At 42.7% G+C, this 13,425-nt stretch carries 14 protein-coding genes; 12 read left to right on the top strand and 2 right to left on the bottom strand.

Going from position 1 to position 13,425, the window contains the following annotated elements; all coding sequences use genetic code 11:
- Nucleotides 1-237: 237 nt before the first annotated feature.
- Both RI557_RS07010 and gatC read right to left on the bottom strand, forming a co-directional pair.
- Nucleotides 238-1,146 (bottom strand): DMT family transporter, encoded by a 909-nt coding sequence (locus tag RI557_RS07010; RefSeq protein ID WP_310668915.1) that lies wholly within the window; start codon nt 1,144-1,146, stop codon nt 238-240.
- Between the two features lie 29 nt (nt 1,147-1,175).
- Nucleotides 1,176-1,466: an Asp-tRNA(Asn)/Glu-tRNA(Gln) amidotransferase subunit GatC gene (gene gatC, locus RI557_RS07005; protein WP_310668916.1), complete on the bottom strand. Its 291-nt coding sequence runs from the start codon at nt 1,464-1,466 to the stop codon at nt 1,176-1,178.
- A 137-nt stretch (nt 1,467-1,603) separates the two neighbouring features.
- Here gatC and trpS point away from each other — a divergent pair, with 137 nt between their 5' ends.
- The 12 genes from trpS to RI557_RS06945 all read left to right on the top strand — a co-directional run bounded on the left by trpS (nt 1,604) and on the right by RI557_RS06945 (nt 13,407).
- Nucleotides 1,604-2,575: a tryptophan--tRNA ligase gene (gene trpS, locus RI557_RS07000; RefSeq protein ID WP_310682951.1), complete on the top strand. Its 972-nt coding sequence runs from the start codon at nt 1,604-1,606 to the stop codon at nt 2,573-2,575.
- 18 nt (nt 2,576-2,593) lie between these two features.
- Nucleotides 2,594-3,487, top strand: a complete 894-nt coding sequence (locus RI557_RS06995) for an LD-carboxypeptidase (protein WP_310682949.1) — start codon at nt 2,594-2,596, stop codon at nt 3,485-3,487.
- Nucleotides 3,480-3,842, top strand: a complete 363-nt coding sequence (locus RI557_RS06990; protein WP_310668919.1) for a YraN family protein — start codon at nt 3,480-3,482, stop codon at nt 3,840-3,842. The genes RI557_RS06995 and RI557_RS06990 overlap by 8 nt, the downstream gene beginning before the upstream one ends.
- Before the next feature lie 37 nt (nt 3,843-3,879).
- Entirely contained in the window at nt 3,880-4,764 is an 885-nt protein-coding gene (locus tag RI557_RS06985; RefSeq protein WP_310668920.1) for a pseudouridine synthase, read from the top strand.
- Between the two features lie 107 nt (nt 4,765-4,871).
- Nucleotides 4,872-7,577: an AsmA-like C-terminal region-containing protein gene (locus RI557_RS06980; RefSeq protein ID WP_310682947.1), complete on the top strand. Its 2,706-nt coding sequence runs from the start codon at nt 4,872-4,874 to the stop codon at nt 7,575-7,577.
- Between the two features lie 2 nt (nt 7,578-7,579).
- Complete coding sequence (locus tag RI557_RS06975) at nt 7,580-9,124, top strand: HAMP domain-containing sensor histidine kinase (protein ID WP_310668922.1); 1,545 nt, start codon at nt 7,580-7,582, stop codon at nt 9,122-9,124.
- A 1-nt stretch (nt 9,125) separates the two neighbouring features.
- Nucleotides 9,126-10,259, top strand: coding sequence for a radical SAM family heme chaperone HemW (gene hemW, locus RI557_RS06970; RefSeq protein WP_310682945.1), 1,134 nt, complete (start codon nt 9,126-9,128; stop codon nt 10,257-10,259).
- Nucleotides 10,259-11,002, top strand: coding sequence for a cyclase family protein (locus RI557_RS06965; protein ID WP_310682943.1), 744 nt, complete (start codon nt 10,259-10,261; stop codon nt 11,000-11,002). The genes hemW and RI557_RS06965 overlap by 1 nt, the downstream gene beginning before the upstream one ends.
- Nucleotide 11,003: 1 nt before the next feature.
- Nucleotides 11,004-11,492, top strand: coding sequence for an Lrp/AsnC family transcriptional regulator (locus RI557_RS06960; RefSeq protein ID WP_223274585.1), 489 nt, complete (start codon nt 11,004-11,006; stop codon nt 11,490-11,492).
- An 81-nt stretch (nt 11,493-11,573) separates the two neighbouring features.
- Entirely contained in the window at nt 11,574-11,858 is a 285-nt protein-coding gene (locus RI557_RS06955) for an MmcQ/YjbR family DNA-binding protein (protein WP_310682941.1), read from the top strand.
- A gap of 63 nt (nt 11,859-11,921) precedes the next feature.
- Nucleotides 11,922-12,512 carry a DUF502 domain-containing protein gene (locus tag RI557_RS06950; protein WP_310682940.1) on the top strand — a complete coding sequence of 197 codons (591 nt, stop codon included), beginning with the start codon at nt 11,922-11,924 and terminating at the stop codon, nt 12,510-12,512.
- Nucleotides 12,487-13,407, top strand: coding sequence for a DMT family transporter (locus RI557_RS06945; RefSeq protein ID WP_310682938.1), 921 nt, complete (start codon nt 12,487-12,489; stop codon nt 13,405-13,407). The genes RI557_RS06950 and RI557_RS06945 overlap by 26 nt, the downstream gene beginning before the upstream one ends.
- Nucleotides 13,408-13,425: the final 18 nt, after the last annotated feature.

The raw sequence follows: 13,425 nt of genomic DNA, 5'->3' as shown, positions 1-13,425 counted from the left end.
AAAACGCCTCGATATTTCGCAATTGAAGGCCGGCTTTTATTTGGTTCTGACCGAAACAGATCAGGGAACGACCACAAAGAGTATTGTCAAAAATTAACCGCCATTACTCATGAATATTTGTAAAAATCTAAATTTGGCGGTTAACCCCATTTAGAAGCAGTTAAAATTGAGGCACGAAATTTTTAGTAATTCTTAATCGCTTTATGAGATAGATCAAAATCACATGAAAAACCCGGGTTAAGTCTTTCGAACATCAGGTCTGCTCACAAGGTAAACGCCAAAAAAGATCAAAATGGCTGAAAGAATTTTAATCCACGTTATTTCGTCTTTACCAAGCAATAGCGAAAAAACACTGGCGATCAACGGCTGAGAATAGATGTAAATACTCACGACTGTCGGTTGTACGCGCTTGAGCGCAAAGTTATTGAAGAGGTAAGCGAGAAATGTTGTTCCTACGACTACATACAAGATCTCCAGGTAGATTTTTGTCGGCATCTCGCTCCAGTTGATCTCGGTAAACTGTCCAAAACCAAATGGAATTACAAAAAGGAATCCGAACAAAAAGGCCCACTTCACAACGGTTATGGGCTTGTATTTTTCCATCAGTGGTTTCACGAGCACAAGGTAAATACCAAAGCAGGCTGCATTGAGAAAAACGAGCAAGTCGCCAAAGGCTGTCTCTGAACTGAAAGTCAGTTCACCTCCCCGTGATCTGAATAAAATCAACAAAACGGCCCCTGTAATCCCCAGTCCAATTCCGAGCACTTTTTTCGGTTTGATGGCATTTTTAAGAATAATCGATGCCATGATCAGAACCAGAATAGGGTTACTCACCATAATAATACTCGCGTTGATGGGAGTTGTAATGTTGAGTCCTTCAAAGAAGAGAAGCTGATTGCCGGCTACACCAAAAAGTGCGCAAATGATGAGTCGGGGAAAGTCTTTTTTGTCGACTTTTTCTCCGGTTCTGAAGAGTGAGGCAAAAAGCCAAAATAAGAGCAATGCTCCACCAACTCGCAAGAATATGAACCCTGACGGACCAACGAAATTAGGCATTACATCTTTTGCTAAAATGTAATTGAGACCATAGATGAGATTTGCTCCAAAAAGAGCTAAATGAGCCGGTATGACGTTTTTGTTACTCAAAGACGATTACGGTCAGAGCCCTGCCCCGCCTACTTTTTGAGCACTTTAGGAACTTTGAAGTAATCAGAGTCTTTATCGGGTGCATTCCTGAGCGCCTCGTCTTGTGAAATATTCTGATCGACTTCATCAGCGCGGAGCTTGAGCGATTCATCAGTCATGTACACCAGCGGCTCCACACCCTCAGTATCAACTTCTCCAAGCTTATCGATAAAGTTGAGAATTCGCTGCATATCACCCTTGATCGCCTCTTTTTCCTCGCCTTTAAATTCGAGTTTAGCCAATGCTGCGATCTTGTCAACTAATTCATCATTTACTTCCACTGCACTAAATTTTGATTGGGCAAAAGTAAGTTATCAAATCGAACTTTCGAATCGTTAATTGTGTACTATCAAATTCAAAGATTGTATTCACTCCAATTTTTGAATTACTACTTTTGAGCAAAATTTGTTGAGCAGTAATGGCACGAATATTAACAGGCATACAGGCAACCGGTGTTCCGCATCTGGGAAATATATTGGGAGCAATTGAACCGGCAATCAACCTTGCTAATGACCCAAAAAATGAATCGCTTCTCTTTATCGCAAACCTCCACACGCTCACTTCAATCAAAGAACCTGAAGTGATCCGTGAAAACACCTATGCTGTTGCAGCAGCCTGGTTAGCGCTCGGACTAAACACTGAACGCACAATTTTTTACCGCCAGAGTGACATTCCTGAAGTAACGGAAATGACCTGGTACCTCAACTGTTTCACTCCTTTTCCAATGCTCGCTAATGCACACAGCTTTAAAGACAAGAGCGACAGACTCAGCGATGTGAATGCCGGCTTATTCGACTACCCGGTACTTATGGCCTGTGACATCCTAATGTACGATGCTGATATCGTCCCTGTGGGAAAAGATCAAAAACAACATTTAGAAATGACACGTGACATCGCAGGCTCTATCAATCACAATTTAAACAAAGAGGTGCTAAAGCAACCCGAGGCCAGCTTTGATGAAAATGTCATGATCGTTCCCGGTATTGATGGCGAGAAAATGAGCAAATCCTACGGAAACACGATCAACCTATTCCAAACGGATAAAAAACTCCGCAAAAACGTGATGAAAATTGTCACGGATACTACTCCGCTCGAAGAGCCCAAAAACCCTGATGCGTGCAACGTTTTTAAAATCTACAAGCTCGTAGCTTCTGACGAAGAAGTAGCGACAATGCGTAAAAATTACGAAGCGGGAGGCTACGGATACGGTCACGCCAAGCAGGAGCTCTTTGAAAAACTGCGCGATAACTATAGCGAAGCAAGAGAACGTTTTCAGCACCTCATGGACAACAAACACGAAATCGATCAGGAGCTGGAAAAAGGAGCTGAAAGAGCCAGGGAAATTGGCCGCCCCGTACTGAACAGATTGAGAAAGGAACTCGGCTATTAACAACTAAAAACGGAACCAATGCAACCCGATTTTTTAAAAGATGGAGATCTCGTTTACATCGTTTCACCGGCTAAAAAAATCGAGGCCAACAAGGTTTTGTATGCCCGTAAGCTCCTTCAGTCATGGGGGCTTGAAGTTCAGCTTGGGAGAGGTTGTGCCGGTGAGCACTACTATTTTTCGGGATCTGACCAGGAGCGAATTGACGATTTTCAATCGGCACTCAACGATCCAAATTGCAAAGCTGTTATTTGTACGCGTGGCGGATACGGCTCGGTTCGTATTATCGATGAACTGGATTTTTCAGGTTTCGGTCAGAGCCCAAAGTGGATTGTGGGTTTTAGCGATATTACCGTTTTTCACTCGCACGTAACCACCAATCTTGATGTTCAAACAATTCACGGCACTGTTCCACTGAATTACAACAAAGATGAAGAATCGGTTGAGACTCTGCGCAAAGCGCTTTTTGGAGAAAAAATCAGCTTTGAGATTGAACCTTCAAAATTCAACAGATCAGGAACAGCAAGAGGTGAAGTTGTTGGTGGAAATTTGAGTATTATTTCCAGTCTGACAGGAACCAACAGCGATATCGATACTAAAGGCAAAATCCTGTTTCTGGAAGAAATCAGCGAATACGGCTACAAAATTGACCGCATGCTTTGGCAACTCAAAAAAGCAGGAAAACTAGACCAACTCGCAGGGTTAGTAATCGGTTATTTTACTGATATCAAACAATCAGTTGATGTTTTTGGTATGAACTGGCAGGAACTCGTTCTCGAAAAAGTGAAGGAATTTGATTTTCCGGTTCTTTTCGACTTTCCGGCCGGACACGAAAAACGCAATTTACCACTCTACATCGGTCGCGAAGCGGATCTGACCGTAACCGCCCAAAAAAGCACTCTCACTTATGGCTGATCACAACGAACTTGGCGAAAAAGGCGAAGAGATGGCACTTCAACATCTCGAGAAAAACGAGTTTGACATCCTGGATACAAACTGGCGCTTTGGAAAGGATGAAATCGACATTATCGCACAAAAAAAGGACGAGCTCATCATCGTAGAAGTGAAAACGAGGATAAACGAATACTTTGGCGACCCGGAAGAGTTTGTGTCAACCGGCAAGCAAAAAAGACTCATCAAAGCAGCCAATGCTTACATCGAGGAAAAAGACCTCGATGTGGAAACGCGTTTTGATGTTATCGCTATCATTCTCAACTCAAAATACCAAAAAATCAACCACATAGAAGAAGCTTTTGGTCCCCAATGGTAAAGTTCTTACTACCTTTGCACCCCAATTTGTGGATAGTATGACGAATAAAAGAGGCAAAGGGCCAAAAGGCGAAAAGAACAAAAGCAGAGCGAACGAATTAAAAAGCTCAGCATCAAAGAGGTACAGCAAAGGAAAACGACTCGATAAAGACAAGTTTTTAAAACGCGGCCGTAAAGGCGAGCCACAACCAAAACCTGATAAAGAAAAGAAGGAAGGTGTTCGCCTGAATAAATATTTGGCCAATGCCGGAATTTGTTCTCGAAGAGAAGCCGACACACTCATTGAAGCCGGAGCAGTTGAAATAAACGGTGAAGTTGTCACTAAACTGGGAACACGCGTTAAACCAACTGATGACGTAAAATGTGGCGGTTCTAAAGTCAACCGTGAAAAGCCTGTTTATGTCTTGCTCAACAAACCAAAAGATTTCATTACGACTGTCAGTGATCCCCAGGGCAGAAAAACGGTAATGGACATCGTTGGAAAAGCCTGTAAAGAACGCATCTATCCTGTTGGCCGACTCGACCGCAACACAACCGGTGTTTTACTGTTCACTAACGATGGTGATCTCGCCAAAAAACTGACTCATCCAAAACACCAGGTCCGCAAAATTTACCACGTCACAACCGACCAACCGATGAGCAACAACGATCTCGTTCAACTCTGTAAAGGAGTTAAGCTCGAAGACGGAACTGTACAAGCCGATAAAGCAGCATTCGTAGAAGGAAAAGAAGACCGCAGAGAAATTGGCGTTGAGTTGCACTCTGGCAAAAACCGCGTGATCAGGAGAATGTTTGAGGCACTCGAGTACAAAGTGGTAAAGCTGGACCGCGTATCTTTTGCCGGACTCACCAAAAAGAATATTCCGCGTGGCCATTACAGATTCCTCAACGAAAAAGAAGTTTCGTTTTTGAGAATGCTTTAGACAATCTTTTACCCAATAAATAGTTTAAAAGTCCTCAACCGGGGGCTTTTTTCGTTTGTTAACGAACTGTAGCTTAGCTCCAACTAAAAAACCGTTACCGGATAAGCATGAAGTGGGTAAAGCGCATTTTTTTAACGCTTCTTATTGCAGCTGTCATTATTGGCGGGCTCGCAACATGGGCGGGGTATCACTACCGCGGAATGATCGTTCCGGTGGTGACGCAACAGCTCAATAAGAACCTGCAAACGAAGGTGCATGTAGATACCATTCAACTCACTTTCCTCAAGCATTTCCCTATGGCATCGGTTGAGTTTGAAAATGCTGTTGGACTCAGCAGTAATCCAAACAGCCAGTTCGATACACTTTTTAAAGTTAACAGACTCTATCTCTCCTTTAGCCTGATCGATCTCTACAAAGGCAATTACAAACTACGCGAAATCGAAGCTGAAAACGGGTTTATGCACATGGATGTGGATCAAAATAACCGCCAAAACTTCGAGTTCTGGAATTCACAAAACGATACTTCATCATCTAATTTTTCCATCGCGCTGGAAAAAGTCACACTCGATGAACTACACTATCGTTTTGCACATCAGCCACGTGAAGAAAACTTCTCTTTTCAGATCCAAAAAATAACCGGCAAGGGTGATTTCTCCTCAACTGATCAAAACATCGCCCTCTATGGCAAGCTGAAAGTCGATGATCTCAAAATCGGGAATATTCACTATTTGCCTGGCGAGGAAGTCAGCCTGGATGCCGGAATGGAAATGAATCCCAAAAACAATTTTTACCAGGTTTCGCGCGGAACTGTCACCTTGCGCAATCGCTACGATCTCCATATAACCGGCAAAACAACAGCTAAAGATTTGAAATGGAATATCGATGGTCAGAACCTCAACATAGCCGTGCTCTCGGCTCTGATGCCGGATAAAGTCACCACTTTCTTCAACGATTTTAAAGGAAAAGGGAAACTCAACTTCGATTTAAATATCGAACGCCAGAATGAAAACAAAAAGCCCTCCATCAATAGCGAATTCACGATTGAAAATGGTTCACTCGATCTTTCCAAATACAAGATTGAGTTGGCCAATCTCAACACAAGTGGTCGCTACACCAATGGCGGCAATCAAAATGCGCAGAGTAGTCAGATCCATTTTGACACACTTTCAGGAAAGCTCAACGGAGCGGTTATCAACGGACGGTTCAGAATGCAAAACTTCATCCATCCTCTTTTTGAGTCCAAATTTACAGCCGAGGGAAATATCAATCAGTTCGATAATTTCATTAAGCCCGATACCATTTCCAGCTGGAACATTCCCGTGAAAATTGACGCAGCCATTGCCGGCCGCATCATGAACACCGATTCCATTTACTACACCGATTTTGTCAACTGGGAAAAAGAAATCAACCTCACCGCTACAAAAGCCGGGCTCAAAGTCGAGAATTCGCCTTACACATTTTCGGATCTGACCGCAAATCTCAATTCCACAAACAACGACATCAAAATTGAAAAACTCAACGGTTTATGGGGGTCTGACTCACTCGATTTAAGCGGAACCTGGCGAAATGCACTTCCCTTTTTCCAAAAAGAAAACACAAAACCGTTTCGGTTTTTTGGAAATATCTTTCTCCAAAAGTTTGACTACAACGAATTTCAGAAAAAACAAAAACCAGATAGCTCAGCATTCACACTCCCAAAAAACGTGTTGGCTGATATCAACCTCAGCATAAATGAGTTGATTTACGATCAAAGTCGGTTTGAAAAAGTGCGTTCAAGAGTATCGGTCAGAGCCGGACTCATCGAAGCAAAACGTTTTCAGACCAACGCTTATGGCGGAAACATGAACGGTAAGTTCCTGTTGCGTGACGGGAGCAGTAACGTCAAGCTAATTGCATCAACTCAATTGAATGAGTTAGATGTACAACAGCTTTTCACAGCCTTCAACAACTTTGGTCAACAGGAAATCACAGCCGATCATTTGCGCGGAAAGCTCACCAGCAGCACAAGACTGAGTATCCCAATCGATCGCAATGCCAATGTCATTTTCAAACAACTCGATGCTGTTGCAGATTTACAAATCGCCAACGGTGAACTCATCGACTACAAACCGCTACAAGGAGTCACTGATGTTGTACAGGAAAACAAGTTCCTGAGGCTTTTTATCAAGCTCGATGATTTTGAAGAGCGCTTGAAGCACGTAAAATTTGAAACCTTACAGAATACCCTTCGCATCAAAAACGAGGTTGTTACCATTCCCGGCATGCAAATTTCGTCATCGGCATTGAACATCGATCTATCAGGCGAACATCATTTCAATAACGACATCGACTACAAGCTCAGCTTCAACCTCAAAGAAGTGTTGCAAAAAAAGGATGACAAATGGAAACAGTCAGACTTCGGCTACATCGCGGATGACGGAACAGGAAATATGCAGCTCTTTCTGCACATTCACGGGAATGTTGACGATCCCATTATCGACTTTGATAAATCGGCTCGTAAGCAAAACAGGAAGCAGATTGTTGAGCGCGAAGTACAAACCACTAAAGCCATTTTGAAAGATGAACTGGGCTTATTCAAGGGCGATACTACAATCCCTGAGATAGAAGAGCCAACTGAGCAGGAGTACGAACTCGAGTTTGACCCGTCAGAAAACAAGGACAATGACGATAAGTCGGCTCAATCAGGCTCTGACCGTGAACCTGAAAAAGAAGAGAAAAAGGGCGTTTTCAAAAAATTTATCGATAAATTGGGCGTTAGCGACACAACTCAATCTAAATTTGAAGATTGGGAAATTGAAGACGAAGATCTCTAAGCTTGAATATTTACACGCGAAAAATACTGTGGAAAAGAATCCTGTTTGTGCTGGCCCTGCTCATTGTGGGCTCATCGTTTTGGTACACAAACAGGCTGGTTCAAAAAATCGCTAAAGAAGAGCGAAAGCAAGTTCAGTTGTGGGCCGGAGCGATTGAGAAAAAGGCTAATCTGGTCAAATACACCAACAAACTTTTCAAGGAATTACAGGCCGAAGAACGCAAAAAAGTGGAACTGTGGAGCGATGCTACCAAATCGCTCATCAACGCAAAAGAAATCAAGCTCGCACTGAGAGTTGTAGAATCAAATACCACCATCCCTATCATCCTCACAAATGGCGAGGGCGACTACACAACTCACCGCAATATTAGCGGAGTCATAGAATTTGATAAAGATACTCTTTCAGAACCTGAGCTCGCCCGCATCAAGACACACAACGACACTGTTGTTCGCAATACGCTGGCCGAGATGAAAGAAGAAGGCAGGAAAATTGACATCAACTATTACGGTCAGGATGTCAACTACCTGTACTACAAAGATTCAAGGCTTTTTGAAGAACTCAAAAGTACTTTCAACGATCTGCAGGTTTCCTTTATCAGCGAGGTTGTGACTAACTCTGCCTCAACACCGGTGATTTTTACAAATGTTGAGCGCGATTCCATCATCGCAACCGGCAACATCGATTCATCAGTGATTGAAAACCACGATAAGTTCCTGAAACAACTCAAAGATATGGAAGCTCAAAACGAGCCTATTTCTGTTGAGCTTGGCGATGACGAAACATTCATGATTTTTTATGAAGACAGTGACTTACTCACTCAGCTCAAATACTACCCTTTTATTCAGTTTTTTGTAATCGGGTTGTTTATCCTGATCGGGTATTGGTTGTTCAGCATTTCGCGAAAATCAGAACAAAACCAGGTTTGGGTTGGCATGAGTAAGGAAACAGCTCATCAACTGGGAACGCCACTCAGCTCGTTGCTCGCATGGTTGGAAGTACTCAGGAGCAAAGATGTTTCACCAAAACTCATCGGTGAAATGGAACGCGATGTGGGCAGATTGCAGGTCATCACTGAGCGCTTCTCAAAAATTGGCTCCACTCCAGATCTCAAAGAGGAAAATATCAACTTATTGATTAAAGATTTTGTGGAATACCTCGAAACCAGATTGTCCAAAAAAGTCAGTTTTACAGTACATACTTCAAAGGACGAACCACGCGCTCCGGTGAACCGCGCACTCTTTGGCTGGGTAGTTGAAAACCTCTGCAAAAACGCAGTTGATGCGATGGGCGGCAATGGTAGCATAGACATTACGATTGAAGCTAAAGAAGACAACGTCATCATCGATGTGAAAGACACCGGAAAAGGCATACAGGCCAATAAAAAGAAAGATGTTTTTCAACCGGGTTACACTTCCAAAAAACGCGGATGGGGCCTCGGGTTGTCGCTGAGCAAGCGAATCATCGAAAATTACCATCGTGGTCGCATTTTCGTGAAACAGTCAGAGCCGGGAAAAGGAACGACTTTCAGAATCATTTTAAACTCCTGACGTGGCAGGTGTTTATATCCACATACCGTTTTGTCACAAGGCGTGTCATTACTGTGACTTTCATTTTGTAACGCACCTTCGCGATAAGCCACAATTGGTAGAAGCGCTCAAAAAAGAGCTCGAATTGCAACGTGATTTTTTTGGATCTGACCGTGTAGAGACTATTTATTTTGGAGGGGGAACACCTTCTTTACTGTCAGAACCGGAACTCCGCCAGCTTATCGAGAGCGTTTTCGAGATTTACGATGTCATCGATGAACCGGAAATCACGCTCGAAGCAAACCCCGATGACCTCACTGATGAGAAACTCCGGCAGCTCAAAAAAGCCGGAGTCAACAGGCTGAGCATTGGCGTGCAATCGTTTTTTGATGAACATTTAAAATGGATGAATAGGACACATTCTGCGCAGGAAGCAGAAAATGCTTTGAAGCGCGCTCAGGATTACGATTTGTCCAATATCACACTCGATCTGATTTACGGATTGCCAAAACTCAACATGGAGCAGTGGCTGGAAAATGTGCAAAAAACAATCGCTCTCGATATTCCGCATATTTCAGCTTACAACCTCACCGTTGAGCAGGGAACCCCGCTCGCTTACCAGGTGAAGAAAAACAGAGTTCAAATTCCGCAAGACGAAAAGGTGCTCGCCCAATTCACTTACCTGATGGATGAACTGAAAAGCAATGATTACGTCCACTACGAAATCTCAAACTTCGCCCGCGAATGCGAGTACAGCAAGCACAACAGCAGCTACTGGCTCGGCAAGAAATATTTGGGAGTAGGACCATCGGCACATGGTTATGATGGCTCTGACCGATATTTCAACCCGGCTGACAACAAACGCTATCTCGAAAAAATCGGAAAACGTGAACTTCCCGCTAAATGGGAAAACACCACAAATCAAGACAAGCTCAACGATTATATCTTAACCCGACTGCGAACTATTTGGGGACTGGATTACGGTTTTATTGAAGAGCATTTTGGCTCAAAAGAACTGGACCGAATCATAAAAGAAGTTAAACCTTTTCTAAATCGGCAGGAAGTGGAACATAAAGCCGGAATTTTGACGTTAACCCGTAAAGGAAAATTTATCGCTGACCACATAGCTGCCAGTTTATTCAAAATTGACAATTGATGGAATTTTCGCTTAAAATCAACGACAAACGCTACATTGCTGATCTCGACAACCCGATCGATATAAGCATTCCTATTTCAGCTGACGGACCCCGAGCCTGGTATGTAGATCCGCCCAAAATTGAACCTGTAAAAGCTGATGGTTTTGTTGGCGCAGTAGCCCAGGGCGGAAGTGTCAATTTCAACAATATTTTTTTCAATCCGCACGGGCATGGAACTCATACCGAGTGCGTTGGTCACATCGACAAAACTGTTTACTCGATCAACGACCATCTCAAAAACTTCTTTTTTGCTGCTCAATTGCTAACTGTTGAGCCAAAGCAAGACAGAGAAGATTTAGTTATTGAAAAGGACTTACTGGAAGGGAAAATCGAGAATGGAATAAAAGCACTCGTGGTCAGAACCAAACCTAACAGCGCAGAAAAAACGCATAAAACACACAGCAATACAAATCCTCCATACTTCAGCAAAGAGGCGATGGAATACATTGTTGAAAACAAAATAGACCACCTTTTAGTGGATCAACCCTCTGTTGATAGAGAAAGTGACGGAGGAGCTCTCAAGGGGCACCACACATTTTGGCAACACCCAAATAATACGCGCTTTCACGCCACCATTACTGAAATGATATTTGCACCTGATTCTATAAGTGATGGCCTTTATTTTTTGAACTTAATGGTAAGCGGATTTAAAAATGATGCTGTACCGAGCAAACCAATCTTGTATAAATTACGTGTAGAATAGTATGACAACGATTAACTTCAACACAAAAATGGCCTTAGACGAAACTGACAAAATGATTTTGAAGGTTTTACAGGAAAATGGCCGCATCACAAACCTTCAGCTTTCAAAGGAAATCGGGTTGTCTCCGGCACCCACCTTAGAGCGCGTTCGTAAACTCGAGCGTAATGGTTTCATAGATAGTTTCCACGCCAAGCTCAACCACGAAAAATTAGGCTACGGACTAAAAATCGTGATTCAGGTTAGTTTGGTTCGTCAAATCGAAAATGCAGTTCAAAAGTTCCTGGATCAAATCAACGAAATTGATGAAATTATCGAATGCGAGCAGGTAACCGGTGATTTTGATTACTACATCAAGGTGTTAGTAAAAGACATCGCTGAGTACGACAAACTCGTAAACGATAAGTTGAGCCGCATAGAGGAAATTGGTCAGATGCGTTCCAGCGTGATTCTTTCAACTGTGAAAGATTCATCGCGTATTCCGGTAAAATAAGTTCAGCGTTTTTCGATTTCTTCTCTCGGGCTGATTTCGAATAATTGCATAAACCTGTTTCATAATTACTGATTAGTAAAGATGAACATAGAAGAGCTAAGGGACTATTGTTTAGCCAAACCGGCTACATCTGAAGGTATGCCCTTTGATGATGAAGTGCTTGTCTTCAAAGTAGCCGGTAAAATGTTCGCTCTGGTCAATATCAATAAATTCGAGAGCATCAACCTCAAATGTGACCCTGATGAAGCTTTAGAACTCAGAGCTCAATATCCTGAGGTAAAGCCGGGCTATCACATGAGTAAAAAGCACTGGAACACGGTTGAGTTTGGTGGTAACATCACGAAAACTTCTCAAAAAATGGATTGATGATTCCTACTTATTAATCGCGCAAAAATTACCTTTGAAGACTAGACGCGAATTAGGAATCAAATGAAACCATTTTTCAAACAGGCTTTTAGTTATTTCCTCCAGGGCTTGTTGCTTGTGACCCCACTTGCAATTACCATTTACATACTAATCGAGCTCATTGTGTTAATTGACGGATTAATTCCGTTCAACCTTTTTCCCGGTGCCGGTTTGTTGATCATTTTCGTGCTACTCTCTCTCCTGGGGCTACTTGGTAACACAATCATTTTACGTCCTATAAAAGTGGCATTTCAACAATTGCTCAACAGAGCTCCGCTCATCAAAACAATTTACCAGTCCATCTCTGATTTACTTACAGCCTTCGTTGGTCAAAAGAAAAAGTTCAGCCAACCCGTTATTGTAATCCTTAGTGATGAAAGCAACTTACAACGACTCGGGTTTGTCACACAAGACGATTTATCAATTCTCGGCATCTCAAAAGAAAAAGTAGCTGTTTATTTGCCACATTCTTACAACTTTTCAGGCAATGTATTCATTGTAGATAGTAAGAATGTAAAACCGATAAACGCCAAATCTTCTGACGTGATGAAATTCATTGTATCGGGTGGTGTTTCCAGCTTTGATGAAGATGACGAAAAAGATCTTACCGTATAAAAATCACCTTCTTTTACACATGGTCATCCTCTTTTGGGGATTTACCGGAATTTTAGGGAAGCTCATTTCAATCGATGCTTTTAGCATTGTGTGGATCAGAATGCTGATCGCGTTTGTGTCGCTTTTCGTGTATTTGAAAGCCATAAAATTCTCGATCAGAACCGAACCCAAACGCGTGCTCCAGTTCATTGGAGTAGGATTTATTGTCGCCATTCACTGGATTACGTTTTTTCACGCGATCAAGATCTCTACTGTTTCCGTAGCACTGGCAACCCTTGCGACAGCCACGCTTTTCACCTCATTTTTGGAACCGTTGTTTTTCAAGCGGAGGATCATCTGGTATGAAATCCTCTTTGGCGGACTCGTAGTTGCCGGCTTAGTGATGATCTTCAACTTTGAAACAGAGTACACATGGGGAATCATCACAGCGCTCGTATCGGCATTTACCGCATCACTTTTCACCACAATCAACGGAAAACTCGTTTCAAAAGGAGAAAAGCCACGCAACATCACGATGTATGAAATGCTGGGTGGGACAATAGGTATTACGCTCTTTTCACTTTTTGGAACAGAATATTACCCCTGGCAAGTTGATCCCACTTTCAACGATTGGATTTACCTCGTCATTTTAGGTGTTGTGTGTACGGCTTACGCTTTTGTGGTCAGCGTGAATGTGATGCGCGAATTGTCTCCTTTTACAGTGAGCATCAGCATCAACATGGAGCCCGTTTATTCGATTCTGCTCGCTCTTTTATTCTTTGGTGATGACGAACGCATGTCACTCGGTTTTTATGGTGGAGCGCTGCTCATTCTCAGCACCATTTTAGCGAATGCCTGGTTGAAGAAGAGGTTGAGAACAAAAAGGGCGAATGCTTTACAACATTCGCCCAATTAGAATCTCAAATATTTCCTA

Source organism: Salibacter sp. (genome assembly GCF_031581065.1).
Taxonomy (GTDB): Bacteria; Bacteroidota; Bacteroidia; order Flavobacteriales_G; family Salibacteraceae; genus Salibacter.
The sequence above is the reverse complement of the archived record's forward strand: the minus strand, read 5'-3'. Positions and strand labels throughout refer to the sequence as shown.